Here is a 23,635-nt window from a genome sequence, read left to right on the forward strand (position 1 = left end):
CATAGCCTTCGTCATCGGCGTAGCCCATCTCGCCCAGCGTGAAGACGCCCGGCGCGATGTGCGCGGCCGCAGTCTTCTCGGCGTCATTGTGGTAGATGATGCCGCGTCCCGTCGTGTCTTTGAAGTAGAGTTGGCCGATCGCGTTGGCGCCCAGCGTCTGCCCCGACTCTCCGATCACCATCAGCTCGAAGGGCGCCAGGGTCTTGCCCACCGAGCCGGGCTTTCGAAGCCATTCCTCCGAGGTGATCATGTTGGTGGTGCCCGATTCCGTGCCCCCGTAGGCCTCCACCAGCACCGGCCCGAACCACGCGATGATCGCGCGCTTGGCCTCCATTGGGCAGGCCGCGCCGGTGTGAAACACGGCGAGCAGGCTCGAGACGTCGTACCGGGCGCGGACCTCGGGCGGCAGCGCCAGAAGGCGCTGGAAATGTGTCGGCACCATCAGCGTGCTGCTGATCTTGTGGCGCTCGATGGTCGCGATCACCTGCTCGGGATCGAAGCGGCCCATCACTACCAGGGGCTTGCCGCCGCCCAGTTGCCGGACCGAGCCCAGGGGACCGGTGTGATAGAGCGGCCCGACCGCCAGGCCCGGCCCCGGGCTGGCGACGGCGGCCTGCTCCCGAAGGGCGTCGAAGAAATCCGCAACCGTGGCCGAGCGGGGAAACATGTTGGGCGGCGTTTCCGCGCCCTTCGGCTTGCCCGTGGTGCCGGAGGTGTAGTGCAGGAAGGGTTGCGGGGGCCGGTCCGTCGGCGGCGCGGCCGCAGACGCCGCCGCCAGCCAGCGGTCCCAGGCGATGACCCGGTCCGTCGCGCCGCGCCAACCGACCACCTGATCGAGTCCGGCCAGGGCGGCGGCCTGTACGCCAACGGCGGCGGTCTCGGGCCCCACGAAGAGCAGGCCAACAGACCCGTCCTTGAGAATATAGGCCACCTCCTCGGCAGTCAGATGGAAGTTGATCGGGATCGACGAGATCCCGGCATGCAGGCCGCTGAGGTAGGCGAGCACGGTCTCGGCGCTGTTGTTGGCGAACACGCCGATCCGCTGGCCGGGCGCCAGCCCGCGGGCAAGCAGGGCGTTGGTCGCCCGGTTGAGGATGGCGTCCAGCTGGGTCCAGGAGATCACCTGGCGCTCGTCCGCCAGCGCCAGATCATCCGGATGGGTCCTGGCCTTCTCGGCCGCGGCTAGGGACATCTGTGGAACTCCGGGGGCATGCGCGATCGTCGCACGGGGCGCGGCTCGAGGCTGTGTTCAACGCTGCCGCGGTTCATCTTAGAGACCCAGGACCGCCCGCGAGAGGATGTTCCTCTGCACCTCGCTTGAGCCGCCGAAGATCGTCGAGGCGCGGGCGTTGAGGTACTGGGCCGTGGGCGCGACGGCGAACGATGGGCCGACCGGCCCTGCCGCCCCGTCCTTCGGCGCGGCGCCGCTCTGAAACGGCGCGGCATAGACACCCAGGATCTCGAGCGCCAGTTCGGTAACCTTCTGCGAGGTTTCGCTGCCGCACACCTTCAGCATCGAGGCCGTGGCGTCGCCGACATTGCTGCCAACGCCAAGGCTGGAGATCACCCGCCGCTCGGAAAAATCCACCGCGGTGACCTGGATCTCCAGCTCAGCGAGCTTTCGCCGAAACGCCGGGCATTCGAGCAGGCTTGCGTCGCCGAGCGGCGTGTCGGCGGCCATTTTTCGGATCCGCGCCAGGCCGCTTCTCAGCCGCGCGGCATAGGAGCCGCCGCGTTCGAACTCCAGCAGGTACTTGGCGACCGTCCAGCCCTCGTCCTCCGGCCCCACCCGGTTTTCCACCGGCACCCGGACGTTCTCGAAGAACACCTGATTGACTTCGTGTTCGCCGGAAATCGAGATGATCGGGCGCACGACGATGCCAGGGGTCTTCATATCGACCAGCAGGAAGGTGATTCCGGCCTGACGCTTGCCCTCGGTCCGGGTGCGGACCAGCAGGAACATCCAGTTGGCGTTCTGCGCGTGCGTGGTCCAGATTTTCGTTCCGTCAATCACATAGTCGTCGCCGTCGCGCACGGCCCGGCATTGCAGCGCGGCAAGGTCCGAGCCCGCTCCTGGCTCCGAATATCCCTGGCACCAATAGTGTTCGCCCGACAGGATCCGGGGTAGGAACCGCGCCTTCTGGGCGTCGGTTCCATAGCCGATCAGCACCGGGCCGCACATCTGCAGCCCCATGGCCGGCAGGGTAGGGGTTCCGGCCTCGGCGCACTCGCTGTCGTAGATATATTTGCGCACGATCGACCAGCCCGTGCCGCCGTAGGCCTTTGGCCAGGCGGGCGCGATCCAGCCCTTCTTGAACAGCACCTGGTGCCAGGCGCGACCCAGCGACGCTTCGGCGAAGACACCCGACTGCCGCCGCGCGGCTTCGCGAAGGTCCGGGGTGAACTCCGCGTCGAGGAAGGCGCGCACTTCGTCGCGGAAGGCCAGGTCATCGGCGCTGAATGAGATATCCATCGTCACCCCTCGGCCGGCCGGCGGTCGAATTCGATGTGCAGTTCGAGAACGCCCCGCAGCAGGATGTTGGGACTATATCGGAACAGGTTGCGACCGGCCTCGATGCGCGGGTTGTGCAACCGGTCGAGGATAACGCCAAAGGCCGTGACCATCTCCTTGCGCGCCAGCTGGGCGCCGATACAGGTGTGAATCCCGGCGCCAAACGCCAGGTGTCCGCGGGCGTCCGGCCGCGACGGGTCGAAGGAATCAGCCTCGGGGAAGCGCGTTTCGTCTCGATTGCCCGAGCCATAGCGTACCAGGATCATCTCGCCCGCCTTGATCGGAAAGCCACCGATTTCGGCGTCCCGGGTAGCGATGCGCCACATGTTGTTGGTGGGCGACAGCAGGCGCAGGGTTTCCTCGACAAAGTCCGGAACCAGCGACCGGTCAGCCAGGACGCGGGCCATCAGCTGCGGATCGCAGAGCAGATAGTAGAGGCCGGTCGTCAGGGTATGGGCCGTCGTCTCGTTGCCGGCCACCAGGAGCTGCTGGATGATCGAGAGCAGCTCTGAATAGTCCATGGTGCGCGGATCGCCTTCCTCGGCCAGCGTTGCGTGCACCAGATCGGAGATCACATCCTCGGTGGGATTTGCCCGCTTCTGCTCGATGATCTCGATGAAATAGCGCTGGAACTCGTTGATGCGACGCGCGGCTTCCAGGCGCGTCTCGCGGTCGGAGACGCCGCCAAGCTGCACCACGAAGGCGTCACTCCAGCGGTGGAACCGATCCATGTCGGCCCGCGGCGCGCCCAGCGAGTCGGCGATCACGATCATCGGCAGATGGTTGGCGAAGGCAGACTTGAACTCGCAGTGGCCGTCCGCGATGAACCCGTCGATCAGTTCATTGGCCACCCGCGCGACATAGGCGCCCATCGCCTCGACGCGCTTGTGCGTGAAGGCTTTCATCGCCAGCTTGCGGAAGCGCGTGTGCACGGGAGGGTCGGCCGTGAGCATGGTGTTGGCCACGACGATCCCCTCGCTCATGATCGCCATCTCCTCCTGGTCCTGCTCGCCGGCGGCACCCCGCATCTGCCCGCCGAAATTGTTGGAAAACACCAGGGGTTGGCGGTTGACCTCCAGGATCAGGTCGTAGGTGGCGACGCTGACAATGCCGGTCTTGGGGTCCCGAAACACCGGCGCCTCCTGGCGCAGGCGTCGATAGTAGGCGTGGGGATCCTGCAGGAGTTCGGGGTCAAAGAGGTTGAACTCCGCCAGCGGCCGGCTCGCGAGAGCGGCCATCTGGGCTTGGTCATCGGCCATGGTCGTCACTCCTTGAATTCGGGCTCAACCGCGCGGGCTCATGCCAGAAGCCCGCCATCGACCGCCAGGTCGGCGCCGGTGATGAAACTTGCCGCGTCCGAGGCCAGGAAGACGATCGCCGCCGCCGGCTCGAACGGTCGACCCAGGCGCTTCATCGGGTGGGCCTGGGCAAACCCGCCGATCACACTCTCCCGGGTGGCGCCGCCAGCCTCGCCGGCCGCGATGTAGCCTTCGACCATCTCGGTGTGAATCGCGCCCGGCAGCACGGCGTTGACGCGAATATCATATCCCTGTTCCGCGCAATGCAGGGCCACCGCCCGCGTCAGCATCCGAACCCCGCCCTTCGAGGCCGAGTAGGCCGGGAAGATGGCGCCGGCCTGGACGCCGAGCGTGGAGGCGAGATTGACAATCGCGCCGCCGGTCCCCCCCTTGAGCGCCTCGACGCCCATCTTGCACCCGAGGAAGACGCCTTCGAGATTGATCGCCAGGGTGCGCCTGAACCCTTCGAGCGACTCCTGCTCGATGTTGGCCGGGATCGACACGCCCGCGGAATTGACCACGGTGGTCAGCGCCCCGAAACGCGCCTGGACCGCCTTCACGGCGTCCCGCCACGGGGCCTCCTGGGTGACGTCAAGGTCGACGAACATCGCCCGCTCGCCCAACGTTTCCGCTGCGGCCGCGCCCTTGGCGCCCTGCACGTCGCCGAGGGCGACCCTGGCGCCCTGCTCGACAAACAGGCGGGCGGTCGCATAACCGATACCGCTGGCGCCGCCGGAGATCAGGACGACCTTGGTGGAAAGAGGTCCGTCGACACCTGCCATGGTTCCCGCTCCCCGAAGCGCCGCCAGCCGCGCCGCCCTGGGCGGACCCAAGGCGCCGGCGGCCCCAACCATAGTCCGCCGACCATGACTTTTACAATCAGCTCTGATTTTTCTTTCGGACTCAGCGAATGGCGGTGGTCTCTGCCCGATGTGCAAGGGCCGCCAATCGACGTCGCTTGGCCACGCCGCCATAGCCGATGCGTCCCGGTTTGCAACTGGCGGAAACGCGGTCTGGTTCGCGGCGGACGAATGCGTCATGACGGACCTGAACCTGCGGGTGGATGGCGGCCTCACCCGGCGTTGAAACCCGACCCGCGAGGTGATCGCCGCCTCCATCGTGCGGGCCATGTCCCCGACCGGGAGCTGACCGACCATGAGCCAAGCCGCCGAGACCCTCCTGATCGACGAGCCCGCACCCCATGTGCGCCGTCTGACGCTTAACCGGCCTGAGAAACGCAACGCGCTGTCCAACGAGCTCCGGACGCGCGTCTTCTCCGCGCTGGAGGCGGCCGACCGCGACCGCGAGGTCCGCGTCACCATCCTGCGCGGCGCGGGCGACTGTTTCTCGGCGGGCTACGACCTCGGCGGCGGCGCGGGTCCGCCCTATCCCTTTCACACCGCCGGCGGGGCCGGCAACTGGGCGCGCCACGTGGTGGAGGGCTGCTTTCGGGTCTGGGACCTGGCCAAGCCGGTGATCGCCCAGGTGCACGGCTGGTGCCTGGCGGGCGGCTCGGAACTGGCCACCGCCTGCGACCTGGTCTACGTCGCCGAGGACGCCAAGATCGGCTACCCGCCGGTGCGGATGATGAGCCCGCCCGACAACCAGTTCCACCCCTGGCTCTGCGGCCTGCGCCCGGCCATGGAGATGATGCTGACCGGCGACGCCATCGACGGGATCGAGGCGGTCCGCGTCGGCTTCGCCAACCGCGCCTTCCCGGCAGAGCGGCTGGAAGCCGAGGTGCTGGCCATGGCCGAACGGGTCGCCAAGATCCCCACCGATGTGCAGCAGATGAACAAGCGATCGGTCCACCGCGCCATGGAGATCATGGGCCTGCGCGCCGCCATCCGCGCCGGTACGGAGATCCAGGCCCTGGCGCTGACGACGGAGAGTTCACGCGAAACCTTCGCCCGCTTCCGCGAGGGGGTGTCCAAAGCCCTCGACGCCCGTGACGGCGCGTTCGGGGACTATCGGACCCGTCGATAGGGCGATCCCCGAAAGCCGATCGCAGCGCCGCCGCCGCGATTTGCCCAAGCCGCCGGATTCAGGGCCGCACCCGCTTCAAACCATGTCACCGCAACCCCCCCGACAGACCACGAGAGGGACCTTCGAATGACCGCCGCCACCAACCGTCCGATCAACCGCAAGGTCGTGCTGACCCGGTATGTCACCGGCATGGTCGGGCCTGAGCACTTCCGCATCGAGGAGGAGCCGGCGCGGGCGCCGGACGAGGGCGAGCTGCTGATCAAGGCGGACACGTTGTCCATCGACGCCTTCATCCGCACCAGCCTCAATGCCGTCGAGGGGCTGCACCGCCAGGTGCCGGTCGGCGGCGCGGTCGTCGCGCTGGGCGTGGGGCGGGTGATCGAGAGCAATGCGCCGGGCTTCGCCGTGGGCGATGCGGTGTCCGGCCCGCTGATGGCCCAGACCTATGCCACCATGCCCGCGGCGATGATGCAGAAGATCGATGACGCCTTGCCGCTCTCGACCTATCTCGGCGCATTGGGACTGACCACGGGCGTCACCGCCTATGTCGGCATCCGCTACGTCGGCGACGTCAAGGCTGGCGAGACGGTGCTGGTGTCGGCGGCGGCGGGCGCGGTCGGGTGCATCGCCGCCCAGGTCGCGAAGAATCTCGGCGCCCGGGTGATCGGCCTGGCCGGCGGTCCCGACAAGGTCGCGTTCCTCACCGGGACCTTGGGCCTCGACGCGGGGATCGACTACAAGAACGAGGATGTCGCCGCCCGGCTGAAGGCGCTGGCGCCCGACGGCATCGACGTCTTCTTCGACAATGTGGGCGGCGAGTTGCTGGACATCGCGCTGGACAACATCCGGGAACGTGGCCGGGTGGTGATCTGCGGCGCCATTTCACAATACAACGATCACCAGCATGTTCGCGGCCCAAGCCTCTACCTGCGCCTGGCCGAACGCTATGCGCGGATGGAAGGCTTCACCGTGATGCACTTCGCCCAGCACTATGGCGAAGCCCATGCCCAGCTCGTCCAGTGGCTGATCGAGGGCAGGCTGAAGATGCCCGAGCAGGTCGAGCACGGTATCGACGCGTTCCCGGCCGCGCTGCGCAAACTCTTCGAAGGCGGCAACACCGGAAAGATGCTGGTGAAGCCCTGACGGGGAGTTCCCGGGCGCCTGGCGCCCGAACCGCCCCCGGCCCACTCAGGCCCACGACTGCCGCGCGCGGCGCCTAGTGTCGCCCAAGAAACGTTCCAGAATTCCTCAGCCGCGTCGCCTCATCCCTTGCAATCTCCAGACGAGAGGCCGCTACGTAATCTCACAAATGGGTCGGGGGACTTAGAAGTGCACAAAATTTTCGCTGTTTCCGCCGCCGCGCTGTGTCTTGGCGGTTGCGCCAGCACCTACGCTTTGGCCCCGCTCGCTGCCGGCACGCAGCAAGTCACTTATGACCACGGCTCGGCGGTTGTCATGTCCAAGAAGGAGCTTGGGGCCGTCCGCGTAATGCCAACCTCCACAGCCTTCGAAGGGCGATTGAGTCTAGGCGTTGTGGCTTTCAATGACGGTCACGCTGGCGCAAATCTTGGCGCTGAAAACGTCCGGGTCTTCACCGCCAACGGGACGTCTCTGAGGGTATTTACGTATGACCAACTCGTGAAGGAGGCGAAGACAGCTGCGACCTGGGCGGCCGTCGCGGTGGCCCTCTCCGGCGCTGCCAATGCCTATGCCGCATCCCAGCCCACGACCGTCAACACCTACGGCTCGGCCTCCGGAAACCTGGGCTATGCCAACTACGCTTCGACCTCGACTATTTACAATCCGGCGAATGCGGCGCTCGCGAACTCGCTTAATCAGGCCCAGACAAGTCGCAGCATCAATCAGATCGGCGCGACCTTGGACGCGACCTTAGGCAGTCTGGGGAGTAGCGTCCTGCGCACGACGACCATCGAGCCGGGCAACGCCTTCGGCGGCAACGTGATCGTCGACAAGCCCAAGTTCGCCAAGGGTGAGGAGGCGACTCTGAGGGTCGTGGTTACGTTCAGCGGCGAGGAACATGAGTTCCGCTTCTCGGTGGCGCCTTCGTAATTGGCCATCTGTCTAAATCCCTGAGGCGACCACCAGCCGAATGCGTTTGCCCGATAGTCTCATCAAGGCGTCGTTACGCAAGGCCTTCTGGGAGTCCGCAAACAAGAAGCCCCGCCGACGTCACCGCCAGCGGGGCTTCCCCAAATCTCACACCCACCCGAGCCGCGCTCCCGCGCGGCTCGGAAGCTCAGCGTCCTAGTACCCCTGGATCCGCGCGTAGCGGTCCCGGTGGAACGCCTGGTTGCCGAAGGCCGCCTCGGCCGCGCGCGCGCGCTTCAGATAGAACCCCGCGTCGTGGGCGTCGGTCATGCCGATGCCGCCGTGCATCTGGACCATTTCGTTGGAGACCAGGTGGAAGGTGTCGCCCATCTTGGCCTTGGCCAACGACACCAGCTCCGGCACATCGGGGCTGTCGGCGTCGATGGCGGCCAGCGCGGCCTCGACGGCCGAGCGCGACAGTTCCAGGTCGGTGAACATCTTGGCCGCGCGGTGCTGCAGCGCCTGAAAGCTGCCGATCACCTGGCCGAACTGCACGCGCACCTTCAGTTAGTCGAGCGTGGTCTCGAACGCCTGGACCGCTGAACCCAGCATCTCGGCCGCCACGCCGGCGCGGGCGCGGTCGAGCACCTTTTCCAGCAGGGCCGCGCCGCCGCTCAGCGGCTCGGCGGGGGCGTCCTTGAACTCGATGTTGGCGGCGCCGCGGCTGTCGGCCAGGGCCAGGCGGGTGCGGGTGACGCCGGGGCCGTCGGCCTTGACCAGATAGAGGCCAATCCCGTCGGGACCCTTACCGGAAACGATGATGATCCCGGCCGCCATGCCCTCCAGCACGAAGGTCTTCTTGCCGGTCAGCTTGCCGTCCGCATAGGTGGTGGCGACCTTGTCGGGGGCGTGGTGCGGGCCCTCGTCGACGGCCAGGGCGGCGACCACGGTCCCCTCGGCGATCTTCGGCAGCCACTGCGACTTCTGCGCCTCCGATCCGCCGAGGATCAGCGCGCTGGCCGACGCCAGGCCCGAGGCCAGCAGCGGCGAGGCGGTCAGCGTCCGCCCCAGCTCCTCCAGCACCAGGCCCAGGCTCAGATAGCCGAAGTTGGAGCCGCCATATTCCTCAGGGATGATCACCCCGGCCCAGCCCATCTCGGCCATCTCGTTCCAGGCCGCGGCGTCATAGCCCAGCTCGGCGCCGGAATCGCGCATCTTGCGGAACGCCGTGACCGGCGACTTCTCCTGCACCCAGCTCTTGGCGGCGTCGCGCAGCATGCTCTGTTCTTCGCTCAGTACGGCCATCTTGGTGTTTCCTCGTGATGTTCTGCGTTGATTTAATGGGTTATCCGCTCACCCATCTCTGTCATCCCGGCCGCAGCGAAGCGGAGAGCCGGGACCCAGGGGGTGCTGAAGTGCGGTTACCCTGGGTCCCGGATCGGCTCTGCGGCCGTCCGGGATGACAGTGAAGGGAATGAGGTCGGGACTCACGTGCTCAATGGTTCGGGGTCAGGTCGGGCAGGCCCAGGATGCGCTTGGAGACGATGTTCGACTGCACCTCCTGCGAGCCGCCGAAGATCGTGAAGGCCTTGCCGAACAGCCAGCCGCGCACCGCCCCCAGCTCCTCGGCCGAGAAGCTGTCGCCCTCCCAGCCCAGGCCCTGGTGGCCCATGATCTCCAGCGCCATCTCGTGCCGCTCCTGGATCAGCTGGGTGCCGGCGTTCTTCATGATCGAGGTGGCGTTGGAGGGGCCGGCGTTGCCCTTGGCCTCCAGCATCGCGCGGATCGCCGTCTGCTGGAAGGCGCGCATGTTGATGGCGTTGGTGACCAGCCGGGTTCTGAGATCCGCGTCGGCGATGCGGCCCTTGTCGTCGAGGCCCACATAGTCCTTGGCCAGCTGCTCGATCGGCTTGCCGCCCAAGCCCAGCCCGCCGCCGGCGCCGGTGAGGCCCGAGCGTTCGTGCTGCAACAGCCGCTTGGCGATGGTCCAGCCGCCATTCAGCGGTCCGACCAGGTCCTTCTTCTCGGCCCGCGCGTCGGTGAAGAAGGTCTCGCAGAACGGCGAGGACCCGGCGATCAGCGGGATCGGCCGCACCTCGACGCCGGGCTGGCGCATGGTGAACAGCACGAAGCTGATCCCCTCGTGCTTTTTCGAGGTGTCGGTGCGCACCAGACAAAAGCACCAGTCGGCGTACTGCGCCCCGCTGGTCCAGATCTTTTGGCCATTGATCTCAAAGTGATCGCCCTTGTCGACGGCCTTGGTCTGCAGCGACGCCAGGTCCGATCCGGCGCCCGGTTCGGAGAACCCCTGGCACCATTGCAGCTCGCCCCTGACGATCGGCGGGATGTGCTCGCGCTTCTGGTCTTCAGTGCCGTATTCCAGGAGCGTCGGGCCGAACATCATCACGCCCATGCCGCCGATCGGGTTGTAGGCGCCGGCGCGGTTCAGTTCCTGCTGCACGATGCGCCCCTGCGCCGGATCCAGCCCGCCGCCGCCATAGGCCGACGGCCAGGTCGGTACGCCCCAGCCCTTCTCGCCCATGGCCTTGCGCCAGGTCTCCTGCTCGGCGCTGGGCGTCGCGCGTTCCTCGCGCGCCATCGGGTTGGCGACGCCCTTCAGCCCAGGCGGAAAGTTCGCCGCGATCCAGTCGCGCGCCTCCGTCCGAAATCCCTCCAGATCCGTCCCGCCAAAATCCGCCATCAAATTCGCTCCGATAAAACGTGGCTCTCAAATTTGTTATCATCCCGGCCGCAGCGAAGCGGAGAGGCGGGACCCAGGAGGTTTATGCCGTGCGGTCGCCCTGGGTCCCGGATCGGCTCTGCGGCCGTCCGGGATGACATCACTTTACACCGTACCCTTAGCCCTTCTGCGTCACCTCCGGCAAACCCAGGATGCGCTTGGAGATGATGTTGTTCTGCACTTCCTGGCTGCCGCCGGCGATGGTTCCGGCCTTGCCGCGCAGCCAGGCCCGGGTGGCGCCCAGTTCGTCGGCCTTGAACGCCCCGCCGGCCCAGCCCAGGCCCTGGTGGCCCAGCACTTCAATCGCCAGTTCCGCGCCCGCCTGGCGCACCTGCGACCCGACGTTCTTCAGCACCGAGGACACCGCGCTCGGCCCGGAATTCGACCGCGTCTCGGCCGCCGCCCGCAGGCCGGTCAGCCGGAAGGCGCGGGCTTCCATCAGGTGTTCGGTGATCCGTCGGCGCAGGTCGCTGTCGATCAGCCGCCCGTCGTCATCCACGCCCACATAGGTCCGCGCCAGTTGCGCCAGCTCCGGCCCCGGGACCGCGCCCGGCTGCCCGCCCGGCGTCGGCTGCCCCGCGCCGCTGATCCCCTGCCGCTCGTGCTGCAACAGCCGCTTGGCGATCGTCCAGCCGCCGTTCAGCGGCCCCATCAGGTTACCCTTGGGCACCTTGACGTCGGTGAAGAAGGTCTCGCAGAACGGCGTCGTGCCGTTGATCAGCAGGATCGGCCGCGCCTCGACGCCGGGGCTCTTCATGTCGATCAGCAGGAAGCTGATGCCCTCATGCTTCTTCGCGGAATCGGTGCGCACCAGACAGAAGCACCAATCGGCAAGATGAGCTCCAGAAGTCCATATTTTTGAACCATTTACCAGCCAGTGGTCGCCCATGTCGACGGCCTTGGTCTGCAGCGAGGCAAGGTCGGATCCGGCGCCCGGTTCAGAGAACCCCTGGCACCAGCGCAGCTCGCCCCTGACGATCGGCGGGATGTGTTGGGCCAGCTGTTCGGGATTGCCGTATTCCAGCAGCGTCGGGCCGAACATGATCACGCCCATGCCGCCGATCGGGTTGGGCGCGCCGATGGCTGCCATCTCCTGCGCCAGCACCGCAGCCTGCGCCCGGTCGAGCCCGCCGCCGCCGTGGGCCTTGGGCCAGGTCGGCGTGCCCCAGCCCTTGTCGCCCATCCGCTGCTTCCAAAGAGCCACGTCGCCGGTCGGCTTAACGCCGCTGGCCTCAGCCTCGCTCACCGCCGCGGGATCACGCCTGAGTGACGCCGGGAAGTTCGCCTCCAGCCACGCCCGGACCTCCGTCCGGAACCCATCGAGATCGGCGCCGCCGAAGTCCGCCATGCTTGGTCCCCCGAGTTCAGCCGTTCTGGGTGGTGTCGGGCAGGCCCAGGATGCGCTTCGACACGATGTTCGACTGGATCTCCTGGCTACCGCCAAAGATCGTCGTGGCCTTGCCGCCGAGCCAGGTCCGCACCGCCTCGCGCTCGGCCGGCGAATAGTCCTCGCCGTCCCAGCCCAGGCCCTGGCTGCCCATGATCTCGAGTGTCAGTTCGGCCTTTTCCTGGCCGATCCAGGTGCCGGAGTTCTTCATCACCGAAGTGGTGGCCGACGGGTTGATGTTGCCCTTGGCCTCGTTCATCGCTCGCTGGATGGTCAGTGCGTGGGCCCTGGCGTCGATCAGGTGCCGGGCGATCCGGGTCCGCAGATCCGAGTCGGAGATCCGCCCCTGGTCGTCGACGCCCACATAGGTCTTCGCCAGTTCGTCGACCGAGGGACCGGCGCCCATCATCCGGCTGCCGCCCTGGCCCGACCGCTCGTGCTGCAAGAGGCGCTTGCCGATCGTCCAGCCGCCGTTCAGCGGCCCGACCATGTCGTCCTTGGCGGCCCGCGCGTCGGTGAAGAAGGTCTCGCAGAACGGCGAATTGCCGGCGATCAACTTGATCGGCCGGGTCTCGACCCCCGGCTGGTGCATGTCGATCAGCACGAAGGAAATGCCCTCATGCTTCTTGGAGGTGTCGGTGCGCACAAGACAGAAGCACCAGTCGGCGTATTGCGCGCCGCTGGTCCAGATCTTCTGGCCGTCGATTTTCCAGTGGTCGCCGGCGTCCACGCACTTGGTCTGCAGGCTTGCCAAGTCCGAACCGGCGCCCGGCTCGGAATAGCCCTGACACCAGCGCAGCTCGCCCTTGACGATCGGTGGAATGTGCCGCCGCTTCTGCGCCTCGGTGCCATATTCCAGCAAGGTCGGGCCGAACATCGACGTGCCCATCCCCATCATCGGGTTGTAGGCGCCGGCGCGGTCCATTTCCTGCTGCAGCACGCGCGCCTGCGGACCGGAAAGCCCGCCGCCGCCGTATTCGGTCGGCCAGGTGGGCGTGCCCCAGCCCTTCTCGCCCATCCGCTGTTTCCACAGCTTGCCGTCCTCGGTCAGGCCCTCGGCGCCCGGGATCATCACCATCGGCGCGTTGGCGAGCGACTTGGGGAAATTGGCGTCGAGCCAGTCGCGGGCCTCAGCCCGGAAGCCGTCGAGGTCGGAGCCACCAAAATCGGCCATGACAAATTCTCCCTATTTTTCAATATTTTTAGAGGTCTATCAGAAACTCAGAGCGAACTGGAATCGGGGAACTACTTCGGATCGGGAAGACCAAGCACCCTCTTGGCGACGATGTTGAGGTTGATCTCGGAGGTGCCGCCCTCGATGGAGTTGGCCTTCGACCGCAGCCACGAGCGCACGGCCGCCAGCTGCGCCTCGGAATAGGCTTCGCCCTCCCAGCCCAGGCCGTCCGACCCGAAGGCCTCGATCATCAGCTCGTTGCGCTCGTGGGCGATCTTGGCGCCGGCGTACTTCATGATCGCCGCGGTGTTCGAGGGCCCGTTGGAGGCGCGCGCGTCGTCCGCCGCCCGCTTCATGGTCAGCAGGAAGGCGCGGTTCTCCATCAGGTGTTCGGTGATCCGACGGCGCAGGTCCGGATCGGCGAGCCGACCGTCCTCTTCGACGCCCAGCGCGGCCTTGGCGGCCTCCGGGATGGTCGGCATGGCGACTGTCTGGCCGATGTTCCCCGAGCCCAGCGACCCCGCGATCGAGTCACGCTCGAACTGCATCAGCCGCTTGGCCACCGTCCAGCCGCCGTTCAGCGGCCCGAACAACTGATCCTTCGGCACCTTCACATCGGTGAAGAAGGTTTCGCAGAAGGGCGACCCGCCGTTGATCAGCAGGATCGGCCGCGTCTCCACGCCCGGCGCCTTCATGTCGATCAACAGGAAGCTGATGCCCTCGTGCTTCTTGGCCGTGTCGGTCCGCACCAGGCAGTAGCAGCGGTCGGCGTGCTGGGCGCCGCTCGTCCAGATCTTGCTGCCATTCACCAGGAAGTGGTCGCCCTTGTCCTCGGCCCGGGTTTGCAGGCCCGCCAGGTCGGAGCCCGCGCCCGGCTCTGAGTAGCCCTGGCACCACCAGACGTCGCCGTTCACGATGCCGGGGAAGTGCTGCTTCTTCAGGGCTTCCGAGCCGTACTCCAGGAGCGTCGGGCCGAAGAACGAGATGCCCATGCCGCCGATCGGGTTGTGCGCGCCAATGGCGGCCATCTCGTCGGCCAGAACCTTGGCCTCGGCGCGGCTGAGGCCGCCGCCGCCGACCTCCTTCGGCCAGGTCGGCGCGCCCCAGCCCTTGGCGCCCAGCGCCTTGCGCCACGCCGTCGCCTCGGGGCTCTCAGGCCTCGCCTGTAATTTCGCGAGCTGAGCCGTCGGGTCCTTCGCCAGGACCTTGGGGAAGTTCCTTTCGAGCCATGTCCGCGCCTCGGCCCGGAAAGCCTCAACGTCGCCGCCAAAGTCCGCCATCGAAATCCAGCCTTCGAAACTTCAAACCGCAAGCGGCGGCCGGAATAGACCGCCGCTGAATCGATCTACTTCGGGTCTGGCAGCCCCAGCACCCGTTTGGAAATCACGTTCAGATTGACCTCGGACGTGCCGCCCTCGATGGAGTTGGCCTTGGTCCGCAGCCAGCCGCGCACGGCCATGATCTCGGGCTGGCTGAAGCCGTCGCCGTCCCAGCCCAGGCCCTGGTCGCCCATCGCCTCGACCATCAGTTCGGAGCGTTCCTTGGCGAACTCGGCGGCCGCGTATTTGATGATCGAGGTCGCCGCGCTCGGCCCGTTGGCCGCCCGCGATTCCGCCGCCGTCCGCCCGATGGTCTGGCGCAATGCCTGGAAGTCCATCTTGTTGACAGTGATCCTGCGACGCAGGTCGAGATCCGCCAGACGCCCGCTCGCGTCCAGCCCGATATAGCTCTTGGCCACCTCGCCCAGGTCACCGGCCGCGCCGCCGCCCACCGAGCCGCCGTCGCCGAACCCCGCCGAGATATTCTGCCGTTCATACTGCAACAGGCGCTTGGCGATCTCCCACCCGCCATTGATCTTGCCGACCAGATTGCCCTTGGGAATCTTCACCCCGGTGAAAAACGTCTCGCAGAACGGGCTCTCGCCGGAGATCAGCTGGATCGGCCGCGTCTCGACGCCTGGCGTGCGCATATCGATCAGCACGAACGAGATACCCTCGTGCTTCTTCGTGGCGTCCGTCCGCACGAGGCAGAAGCACCAGTCAGCCCTGTCGGCATAGCTGGTCCACACCTTTTGGCCGTCGATCTGCCAGTGGTCGCCCTTGTCCTCGCACTTGGTGGCCAGGCTCGCCAGGTCGGAGCCGGCGCCGGGTTCGGAGTAGCCCTGGCACCAGCGGATCTCGCCCTTGACGATGCGCGGCATGTGTTCGCGCTTCTGGTCCTCGGTGGCGTATTCCAGCAGCACCGGACCCAGCATCCAGATGCCGAAGGAGAGCAGCGGGGGCCGGTAGCGGCCGGCGGCCATCTCCTGGGCCAGGACACGGGCTTCCTCCGGTCTCATGCCGCCGCCGCCATAGGACTTCGGCCAGGTTGGCGCGGTCCAGCCCTTCTCGGCGGCGCGACGCATCCAGACAGACTGTGGATCGTCGGAGCCTGCGAAGGCGCGTCCGCCCCAGATCGCTTCGGAATCGCTTCTGGCTCCGGGGTTGCGCAGTTCCGGCGGATAGGCCGCCGCGAGCTCAGCGCGGAGCTGCGCGCGCAATGCCTCCAGGTCCGTAGCGCCAAAATCAGCCATATTCGGGCTCCGGTCTCCTGTGGAAGCGTGATTTTGCGTCACCTTAGCGCGGCGCCCTGTGAGAGCAAGCACGACGAAACAGACGTTTGAGGCGCCGCGCGGCGGCAAATTGCGGCTATATGGCGCCTTCCTTGGGCCAACCTGCGGGTGCGATGCGCGTTCTGAGAGACCTTCGCCCGGCCGCGTTCGCCGCCGCGCCCGTGACCGCCGCGCTTCTGACCTTGGCGGCCGGCGTGATGCTGCTGGCTTCCGGCGCCTCGCCCTCGGAACCTGCCCGGTTCATGCGACTGATCCAGTTCACCCCGGTCTATCTGATCGAGGCCGCCCACTTCCTTTCCTCGATCCTTGGCCTGGCGCTGGTGATGCTGGCGTTCGGCCTGCGGGCGCGCCTCGACGCGGCCTGGGCCGCGACCCTGGGGACCCTGGCGCTGGCCGCAAGCCTGGCGCTGCTCAAGGGGTTCAACTGGGAGGAGACCGCCGCGCTTGGCGCTCTCGCCGTCTTCCTTGCCCCCTTTCGCGGCGCGTTCCCGCGCTCGGCGCGGTTGACCCGCATGGACATCACCCCGGGCTGGCTGCTCTCGGCCGCCTGCGCGGTGATCGGGGCGGGCTTGCTTGGCCTGTGGACCTTCCAGCATTCCGACTACGCCGACCGCCCCTGGTGGCGGGTGATGGCCGACGCCGACGCCGCGCGCGCCATACGCGCCTGGGCCGGCGCGGCGCTGGGTCTCTTCGCCTTCGGGGTCTGGCGCCTGTTCGTCACGGCCGCGACGCCGCCGGTGGTGGGGGAGGCGGACCCGGACTTCGAGCGCGTGCGCTCGGTCCTGGCTCGAGCGGAAGTGGCCGAGCCCGGGTCCAACCTGGCGCTTCTCGGCGACAAGCGGTTCCTGTTTTCCAGCTCCGGCGACAGCTTCCTGATGTTCGGTGTCCGTGGGCGCACCTGGATGGCCCTCGGCGGACCTGTCGGGCGGCGCGAGGAGCGGCTGGAACTGATCTGGCGCTTTCGCGAGCTGGCGGATTCACACGCCGCGCGGCCCGGGTTCTATGGCCTGAGCGCCGAGGATCTGCCCGACATCGTCGAGCTCGGATTCTCGATTCAAAAGGTCGGCGAGTCAGCGGCTGTGCCACTGGAAACCTTTACCGTCGAGGGTCGCAGACGCGGCAACCTGCGCCGCGCCTGGAGCCGGGCGCTCGATGAGGGCGCAAGTTTCGAAGTCGTTCAGGGCCCCGCCGCGGTCGCCCTCCTGCCGGAACTGCAGGCGATCTCGGACGCATGGCTGGCTCACCACGCCGGCGGCGAGAAAGGCTTTACCATGGGCGGCTTCGCGCCGGGCTATGTGGCCGAGTTCCCCGTGGCCCTGGTCCGCGCGCAGGGCAAGCCCGTGGCGTTCGCCACCCTGTGGACCACGGCCGCCCGCAGCGCCTTTTCCATGGACCTGATGCGTTACGGCGATGACGCGCCCAAGAACATCATGGACTTCCTGTTCGTCGAACTGATCGCCTGGGGCAAGGCGCAGGGCTACGCCGCCATCGAATTCGGCATGGCGCCGCTGTCCGGCCTCGACGACCGACCGCTCGCGCCGATGATGTCGCGGGTTGGCAACCTGCTCTTCGAGCGCGGCGAGGAGATCTACAACTTCCAGGGCGTGCGCCGTTACAAGGGCAAGTACGATCCCGTCTGGCACCCGCGCTATATCGCGGGGCCGCACAAATGGTCGATCCCGCTGCTGATGGCCGACGTCGGCCTGCTCTCCTCCGGCGGCGCCGCCAACCTCTCCAAACGCCCGACGACGACGCAGGTCGCGCGCGTCGTGGCCAGGGCGGCGTAGCGGCGTCAGCCGCGGGCGCCGTCCCTACAGCCCGCTGGAACGCCCCGTGGTGACGCCCAGCAAGTTCACCAGATGGACGATCATCGCCAGCAGGAGGGCCGCGGCGCTCACCATGATCAGCCGCCACGGAATCATCCGGGGTCCGCGGTGCGGATTGGGCGGCCGCGCGCCGCGCCACCCCGCGAACAGAGCGAGCGCCAGAAAACCGCCGCCGAACATCAGGGTGAGGGACATATCCATCCTGCGACGCCATATCGCAGGCGCGGCGCGCCGACGGAAGCCGCAGCCAGTATGTGCGCGAAAACATCCACAGGGTTGCACCCCTCGCCACAACATCTAGGGGTAACCTTCCGTTTACACCCCAACCAACGGTGCTAGCGTTCCTGCAACCGGGGAGGGCGATTCGATGACGGCGGCGGCGCCCTGGAGCGTCAAGGGGATTGATCCCAAGGCGCGCGAGGTCGCCAAGGACCTTGCGCGCCGCGCCGGCATGACGCTTGGAGAGTGGCTCAATCGCGTTATCCTCGAAGACGACGTGCCTGAGGAGGTGACTTCGGAAGACCATTTCAGCGCGCGGTCGCACCGCGGGGTGTTCGCGGCGAACGCGTCCGCGCCGAGGTCTCCGACCCTGTCGGCGGCCTCCAGGTCGCCGCCCCTGGACGCTGGACAACCTGGCGAACTGGGACGGATCGCGACCGCTTTGGATCGGTTGACCGATCGCATCGAGGCGTCCGAAACCCGCACGGGCCTGGCGATTTCCGGCGTCGAACACTCCGTCCGCCACGCCATGGCCAGGATCGAGACCGCCGAGCGCGAGCACATGGCCGTCGCCACCCGCTTTGATGCGGCCGCCGAGCGGCTGGAGGCTGACCAGGCCCGCGCCGCCGAACGCCTGCGTCGCATCGAGAGCGAGCCCGCCGGTCCACGCTCCGCCGAGGCGATTCGGCTTCTCGAGGCGCGGATGGCTCGCGCCGAGGCCGTGCGCGGCGGCGACCCTGAGGCCCTGATGGTTGAGGTGTTGGCCCGGCTCGGACAACGGCTGGGCGACGCCGAAGCGCGAACCGGCGCGGCGCTTGAGAGCCTGAAGGGCTCGCTGGCGGCGCTCGACCGGCGTATGGTGGCGGCGGATGGCGGGGGCAGCCCGGACCTCGAGCAACGGCTGGAGGTGCTTGCCGACCGGCTGACCCAGCGCGTCGAGGATGTTCGAACCCAGGTTGCTGAACAGCTTGCCGCCACCGGCTCGGACCAGGTGGAAATTCGTCTTGCCGCCATGGCCGATCAACTGGGCGCGGCCGAGCAGTCTCGGCCCACGCCATCGAAACCATGGGTCGCGAAGTCCTGGCGATGGCGCAGACTCTCACTCGCCGCGTGCAGAGCGCCGAGCAGCGCAGCGCCAAGGCCATCGAACAGGTCGGCGGCGAGATCGCCCGCATCGCCGGGGCGGTCGAGCACCGTCTCAGTCGGGTCGATCAGCTGCACGCCGAGGCGCTGGAAAGGCTGGGGGCTGAGATCGGCCGCATCACCGAACGGCTCACCGATCGGATCATGCAGTCCGAGCGCCGCGCCGCCCAGGCCATCGACGATGTCGGCGAGCAGGTCGCCAAGGTTACCGAGCGGATTGAGCAACGGCATGAACGCGCCGCCGACGACGTGGCGGAGCGCCTTCGCCAAAGCGAGGCGCGCATGGCGCACCTGCTTAGGACCGCCCAGACCGACCTCGGCGACGCGGCCAGTGACCCGCGGTCGATGACTGAAGACGAACGGGACGCGGAATTCCCGGCCTCCACCGCCGTGTTCGGACCGGAGCTTTTCTCCCGCGCCGAGCCGGCGACCCCGCCGGCGCTGGACCCTGGCAACCCGGCTTTCGCGGCCGAGGATTTTGACGCCGCGGACAGCTTCGCCCCGATCTCCGAGGTCCCGATCTTCCAGACCCTGAGCCGTGCGACCCTGGACGCCGGGTTTACCGTCGGCGGGCCGCCGATCGCCAGGCCGCCGATCGCCGGCGCGGCGCCTGGTGAGCGGGACCTCACCGTTCCGCCCGCCGACCGGGCGGTCGCCGACACCGCGGGCGGTGAGCCGGCGGAGCTGGAGAGCGCCAGCGATCGTTTCGATCTTGAGGCGCCGCCGGCCCAGGGGGAGCCCAGGCCCCTGTCGACCCGTGACGTGATCGAGCAGGCGAGGGCGATCGCCCGTGCGGCCGCCGCGGCGCCGCGTCCCAAGAGCCTGCAGGCGCCCGAGCGGGATCCGCGTTCGACCCGTGGCGGCGGCCTGTTCGGCGCGCTGAAGCCCGGACGTCCAGCCTCGACCTGGCAGACCGCCCTGATGGTGGCGGGCGGCGCCGCCTTCCTGAGCGTCGGAGCCGCCGGAGTGGTCCTGATGGAGGGCCCCGCGGCCGGCCCCGACGCGGGCAAGGCCCAGATACATCGGGCGGAAGTTCATCAGGCTCCGCTGTTTGGCGGCGCGCCCCGCGCCGCACTGGCAATGAGCCCGCAGCCGGCCCCGCCCGCCCACGCCGTCGCCGTCGATCGCAGCCTGGCCCGGCCCGGCGCGGACACCGTGGCCGCCGACTACCTCAACACCGCGCGCGCGGTGGAAAGGAAACAGCCCGGCGCCATCGCCCACCTGAAGGCCCTGGCCGACGCCGGACATCCGCCGGCCCAGGTGTTCCTGGCGCGCCTGTACGAAACCGGTCAGGCAGGCGTCGTTCAGAACCTGGCCGAGGCCCGCCGCTGGACCGCGCGGGCGGCCGACGCCGGCGATCCGTCGGCCATGCACAACCTGGCGCTCTACTACTTCCGTGGCGAAGGCGGACCGCAGGATGCCGCCGCCGCCGCGTCCTGGTTCAAGAAAGCCGCCCAGCACGGCGTTGTGGACTCGCAATACAACCTGGGCCTGCTCTACCAGTCGGGCTCCGGCGTGCCGCGCGATCTGGCGCAAGCCTACAAATGGTTCTCGATCGCGGCCAATGGCGGCGACGGCGAAGCCCGCAACAGCGCCATGGATCTCGAGGCCAAACTTCCGGCCGCACAGCTTGCCTCCGCTGAGTCCCAAGCCGCGGCCTTCGCCCCCACAAGCGCCGCGCCCACGCCGGAGAATCTCGCCTACGGCCCCTCGATCGCCGCCGCCCAGAAGATCCTTGGCCGGCTCGGCTACTACAAGGGGCGCCCGGACGGCACGACCTCGCGCGATCTGAAGCTTGCCGTGGCCGCCTATCAGCGCGATCAGGGTCTGGCCGCAACAGGGTCGCTGGACCCCGCCACCGTTTCCCGGCTCTCCGTCTTCACGCGTTGAGCCGCCAGGCCGCGGCAAGCTGAGGCGCCGACGTGTTCGACCTCTACCTGCCCATCGCCGAAGTCTCCGTCAACGCGCCGCTGCTGGTCGGGTTGGGCGCCCTGGTTGGTTTCATTTCCGGCCTGTTCGGCATCGGTGGCGGCTTCCTGATGACGCCGGTGCTGGTGCTGCTCGGTATCCCGCCCGCCGTCGCCGTGGCCAGCATGTCGAACCACGTCGCCGCCTCGTCGATGTCGAGCGTCATTTCCTACGGCCGCACGCGCGCCGTCGACTTCCGCATGGGGGGCGTGCTGGCCGGCGGAGGGGCGGTGGGCTCGATCCTCGGCGTCGAACTGTTCCGCTGGCTGCGCCTGCTCGGTCAGGCCGACCTGGTCGTGGCGTTCTCCTACCTGATCTTCCTGGGCGTCATCGGCAGCCTGATGCTGACCGAATCCCTTGGCGCGATCCTGCGTCGGCGGCGCAACCAACCGCCGCCGCCCCGGCGTGATCGCCGTCCGCCCTGGCTCTACGGCCTGCCGTTCAAGGTGCGCTTCCCCCGCTCGCGGCTCTACATCAGCGTGATCCCGCCCCTGGCGCTGGGGGCCTTCGTCGGCGTGCTGTCGGCGATCATGGGGGTCGGCGGCGGCTTCATCCTGGTTCCGGCCATGGTCTACGTCCTGCGGATGCCGGCCAACGTGGTCGTCGGCACCAGCCTGTTCCAGATCATCATCACCACGGCGCTCACCGGCGTGCTGCAGGCCGGCCGCAACCAGACCGTCGATATCCTGCTGGCGAGCCTGCTGCTGGTGGGCGGCGTGCTGGGCGCCCAGTTCGGGGCGCGGGCTTCGTCGCGCTTCCGGGCCGAGGAACTGCGCGCGGTGCTGGCCTTCATCGTGCTGCTGGTCGGGCTGCGCATGGGCCTGGGCCTGTTCTTGCGCCCAGACGAGCCGTTCGTCCTGATGGCCGGGACGGGCGGCTAGCGATGATCGTCGTCCCGCCTCCGCAACTCCAGCCGCCGGCCCGAATTTCCGCCGCGCTCACCGAGACAAGTGTGCGCGTGAACTCCGACTTTCGCGGCGCCCAGATCGTGCTCTACGGCGCGGTTTTCGATCCCTCGCAGCGCCCCAGCGACGTGGTGGTGATCGTCCGCGGGCCCGACCAACCGGTGCGGATCGCGCGCAAGAGCCGGTTTGCGGGCGTTTGGATCAACAGCCGCCCGGTGGTGTTCCAGGGCGCGCCCGGCTTCTACATCGCCGCCTCCAGCCGCCCGCTCGACGAGATCGCCGGCTTCGGCGTGCTGAGGCGGCTGGGCGCGGGCGTCGATCACCTGGCGATCAATGCGCCGGCCGAGCAGCGGGTCGAGACCCGCTATGGCGTGCGCGACATGGTGGTCAGCCGCCTGGGCTCGGACTATCTCGACTGGCGTCGCGCGGTGATCCGCCTGAAGGAAAGGGCGCACCTCTACGATGTCGACGGACACGGGGTTAAGTTTGTCGACACCGGCCTGTTCCGCGCCGAGATCGAGCTGCCCGCCGAGGCGCCCATCGGAAAGTATGACGCGCGCATCCTGCTGTTCCAGGATGGCCAGCCGGTGTCGGAGAAGCGGCGCACGCTGTCGGTCGAGAAGGTCGGCGTCGAACGCAGCCTTTACCTTTGGGCGCATCGAAGGCCATGGTCCTACGGTCTAGCTGCGATGGCGTTCGCGCTGGCGGCCGGCTGGGCGTCGGCGTCCGCATTTCGGAGAGACTGACGGTGACGGACCGATCGGACCCCGCAGGCCGCGACGATGCGATCCCGCTGGCCCTCTGGCTGATCGCGCTCACCGCGCTGGCGCCCTTTCCCCTTGCCGCCGTCGCCTATGGCTGGGGCGCGCCCGAAATCGCGCGGCCGGCTCTGACGGTCATTCTGACCTGGTCGGGCGTGGTGCTGGCGTTCTTGGGCGGGGTGCGGTGGGGAATGGAAACCGTGCGGCCGGCGCCCAGGGCCGTGCGGCTGCTGATCTCGGTGCTGTCGCCGGTGGTCGCCTGGGTGCTGCTGGCCTCGCGTCGCCAGATCCCCGACGGCTGGATCATCGGCGGCTGCATCTTCGCCTTCCTGGTGCAGTGGCTGTTCGACCATCAGGCTCCGGACGTCCCCGCCCGCTATCCCAAGCTCTCCACCGCGCTCACCGCCGGCGCCTGTATTTCGCTGGCCGTCTGTCTCGACCAGGCGATGAAGACCGGACACGTCTGAGCAGAGGTCCTCGCTGAAGCGCGGCAGGTCCAGCCTGAGGTCACAGCCTGATGCCAGCCAAAAGCCCTCGCCCCCTTGCGGGGAGAGGGTTGGGAGTGGGGGTGTCAGCTGTGACCTGGAAACGTCGCACGGAAGACCGGTGAGCCAACCCCCGCCGCCGAGTCTGCACCCCCACCCCAATCCCTCCCCGCAAGGAGGAGGGGCTTTGCGCATGGGGAGAGCGAACGCCGTTTCGATGAGATGTGTGAATGCCGCCGCCAACGAGGGGAAGGGCCCTGGGGGCTCAGCGGCGCGGCGGGCCGGTGGCGCGGCGCGCGGCCAGCACCTGGCCGACATTGGACGCCGGACTTCGCGGCGGAGGCGCCGTGGCGGCGAGCGACCCGGTCAGCCGGGCGCGTAGATTCTGGGGTGAGCTTGAGGCGCCGGGCTCGGCTTTCGCGTGGGCGAGCAGTTCGCGCAGGGTGAGGAGTTCCGCCGGCTTCGGGTCCGGCAGGGCCGCGGCGTCGGCGACCACGCCTTCCAGCGCGCGCAGCAGGATCGGCAGGCTGGCGCGTTCGGTCTCGCGGTCGCGTTCGCGCTCGTCGGAATC

At 68.1% G+C, this 23,635-nt stretch carries 21 protein-coding genes and 1 pseudogene; 9 read left to right on the forward strand and 13 right to left on the reverse strand.

The genetic code is table 11. The annotated features are described in order from the left end of the window. From RMN86_RS14740 to RMN86_RS14755, 4 genes are all read right to left on the reverse strand, one after another. The coding region (locus tag RMN86_RS14740; protein ID WP_309606614.1) for an AMP-binding protein at positions 1-1,192 on the reverse strand (1,192 nt) is incomplete at its 3' end. Positions 1,193-1,270: 78 nt separating this feature from the next. After that, a complete protein-coding gene (locus RMN86_RS14745) occupies positions 1,271-2,473 on the reverse strand; it encodes an acyl-CoA dehydrogenase family protein (RefSeq protein ID WP_309606615.1) in 1,203 nt (400 codons plus the stop codon). Between the two features lie 2 nt (positions 2,474-2,475). Further along, complete coding sequence (locus RMN86_RS14750; RefSeq protein WP_309606616.1) at positions 2,476-3,771, reverse strand: cytochrome P450; 1,296 nt, start codon at positions 3,769-3,771, stop codon at positions 2,476-2,478. Positions 3,772-3,809: 38 nt separating this feature from the next. Continuing rightward, positions 3,810-4,592, reverse strand: a complete 783-nt coding sequence (locus RMN86_RS14755) for an SDR family oxidoreductase (protein WP_309606617.1) — start codon at positions 4,590-4,592, stop codon at positions 3,810-3,812. Between the two features lie 373 nt (positions 4,593-4,965). Here RMN86_RS14755 and RMN86_RS14760 point away from each other — a divergent pair, with 373 nt between their 5' ends. The 3 genes from RMN86_RS14760 (at position 4,966) to RMN86_RS14770 (ending at position 7,866) form a co-directional block, all read left to right on the forward strand. Next, positions 4,966-5,796: an enoyl-CoA hydratase-related protein gene (locus RMN86_RS14760; RefSeq protein ID WP_309606618.1), complete on the forward strand. Its 831-nt coding sequence runs from the start codon at positions 4,966-4,968 to the stop codon at positions 5,794-5,796. Positions 5,797-5,922: 126 nt separating this feature from the next. Then, complete coding sequence (locus RMN86_RS14765) at positions 5,923-6,939, forward strand: NADP-dependent oxidoreductase (protein ID WP_309606619.1); 1,017 nt, start codon at positions 5,923-5,925, stop codon at positions 6,937-6,939. Positions 6,940-7,125: 186 nt separating this feature from the next. Further along, complete coding sequence (locus RMN86_RS14770; protein ID WP_309606620.1) at positions 7,126-7,866, forward strand: hypothetical protein; 741 nt, start codon at positions 7,126-7,128, stop codon at positions 7,864-7,866. 195 nt (positions 7,867-8,061) lie between these two features. Here the strand turns inward: RMN86_RS14770 and RMN86_RS14775 are convergent, their stop codons facing one another. Continuing rightward, positions 8,062-8,400 carry an acyl-CoA dehydrogenase family protein gene (locus RMN86_RS14775; RefSeq protein ID WP_309606621.1) on the reverse strand — a complete coding sequence of 113 codons (339 nt, stop codon included), beginning with the start codon at positions 8,398-8,400 and terminating at the stop codon, positions 8,062-8,064. A 12-nt stretch (positions 8,401-8,412) separates the two neighbouring features. Beyond that, a complete protein-coding gene (locus RMN86_RS14780) occupies positions 8,413-9,150 on the reverse strand; it encodes an acyl-CoA dehydrogenase family protein (RefSeq protein ID WP_309606622.1) in 738 nt (245 codons plus the stop codon). A gap of 59 nt (positions 9,151-9,209) precedes the next feature. Here RMN86_RS14780 and RMN86_RS14785 point away from each other — a divergent pair. Continuing rightward, positions 9,210-9,295, forward strand: a pseudogene (locus tag RMN86_RS14785) (hypothetical protein); the annotation flags it as partial. A gap of 45 nt (positions 9,296-9,340) precedes the next feature. On the opposite strand, the gene RMN86_RS14790 reads toward RMN86_RS14785, so the two are convergent. The 5 genes from RMN86_RS14790 to RMN86_RS14810 all read right to left on the reverse strand — a co-directional run bounded on the left by RMN86_RS14790 (position 9,341) and on the right by RMN86_RS14810 (position 15,718). Beyond that, positions 9,341-10,546, reverse strand: coding sequence for an acyl-CoA dehydrogenase family protein (locus RMN86_RS14790; protein ID WP_309606623.1), 1,206 nt, complete (start codon positions 10,544-10,546; stop codon positions 9,341-9,343). A gap of 157 nt (positions 10,547-10,703) precedes the next feature. Further along, positions 10,704-11,933: an acyl-CoA dehydrogenase family protein gene (locus RMN86_RS14795; protein ID WP_309606624.1), complete on the reverse strand. Its 1,230-nt coding sequence runs from the start codon at positions 11,931-11,933 to the stop codon at positions 10,704-10,706. A 16-nt stretch (positions 11,934-11,949) separates the two neighbouring features. Continuing rightward, the gene (locus RMN86_RS14800) at positions 11,950-13,146 is read right to left on the reverse strand and encodes an acyl-CoA dehydrogenase family protein (protein ID WP_309606625.1); all 1,197 of its coding nucleotides are present in this window, start codon (positions 13,144-13,146) and stop codon (positions 11,950-11,952) included. A gap of 71 nt (positions 13,147-13,217) precedes the next feature. Beyond that, positions 13,218-14,426, reverse strand: coding sequence for an acyl-CoA dehydrogenase family protein (locus RMN86_RS14805; RefSeq protein WP_309606626.1), 1,209 nt, complete (start codon positions 14,424-14,426; stop codon positions 13,218-13,220). A 65-nt stretch (positions 14,427-14,491) separates the two neighbouring features. Beyond that, positions 14,492-15,718: an acyl-CoA dehydrogenase family protein gene (locus RMN86_RS14810; protein WP_309606627.1), complete on the reverse strand. Its 1,227-nt coding sequence runs from the start codon at positions 15,716-15,718 to the stop codon at positions 14,492-14,494. A gap of 152 nt (positions 15,719-15,870) precedes the next feature. Between RMN86_RS14810 and RMN86_RS14815 the strand changes: the two genes are divergently transcribed. After that, on the forward strand, positions 15,871-17,544 hold the full coding sequence (locus RMN86_RS14815; protein ID WP_309606628.1) for a bifunctional lysylphosphatidylglycerol flippase/synthetase MprF: 1,674 nt from the start codon (positions 15,871-15,873) through the stop codon (positions 17,542-17,544). Positions 17,545-17,568: 24 nt separating this feature from the next. Here the strand turns inward: RMN86_RS14815 and RMN86_RS14820 are convergent, their stop codons facing one another. Continuing rightward, positions 17,569-17,784 (reverse strand): hypothetical protein, encoded by a 216-nt coding sequence (locus RMN86_RS14820; protein WP_309606629.1) that lies wholly within the window; start codon positions 17,782-17,784, stop codon positions 17,569-17,571. 1,104 nt (positions 17,785-18,888) lie between these two features. On the opposite strand from RMN86_RS14820, the gene RMN86_RS14825 reads away from it, so the two are divergent. From RMN86_RS14825 to RMN86_RS14840, 4 genes are read left to right on the forward strand one after another with little or no spacing between them, the layout of a single operon-like run. After that, positions 18,889-20,835, forward strand: a complete 1,947-nt coding sequence (locus RMN86_RS14825) for a peptidoglycan-binding protein (protein ID WP_309606630.1) — start codon at positions 18,889-18,891, stop codon at positions 20,833-20,835. Between the two features lie 32 nt (positions 20,836-20,867). Continuing rightward, positions 20,868-21,794 (forward strand): sulfite exporter TauE/SafE family protein, encoded by a 927-nt coding sequence (locus RMN86_RS14830; protein WP_309606631.1) that lies wholly within the window; start codon positions 20,868-20,870, stop codon positions 21,792-21,794. 2 nt (positions 21,795-21,796) lie between these two features. After that, complete coding sequence (locus RMN86_RS14835; RefSeq protein ID WP_309606632.1) at positions 21,797-22,564, forward strand: TIGR02186 family protein; 768 nt, start codon at positions 21,797-21,799, stop codon at positions 22,562-22,564. Between the two features lie 2 nt (positions 22,565-22,566). Continuing rightward, complete coding sequence (locus tag RMN86_RS14840) at positions 22,567-23,046, forward strand: DUF3429 domain-containing protein (protein ID WP_309606633.1); 480 nt, start codon at positions 22,567-22,569, stop codon at positions 23,044-23,046. 283 nt (positions 23,047-23,329) lie between these two features. Here the strand turns inward: RMN86_RS14840 and RMN86_RS14845 are convergent. Beyond that, positions 23,330-23,635: hypothetical protein (locus tag RMN86_RS14845; RefSeq protein ID WP_309606634.1), on the reverse strand; the 306-nt coding region annotated here is incomplete at its 5' end.

Source organism: Phenylobacterium sp. (assembly GCF_031360265.1).
Taxonomy (GTDB): domain Bacteria; phylum Pseudomonadota; class Alphaproteobacteria; order Caulobacterales; family Caulobacteraceae; genus Phenylobacterium.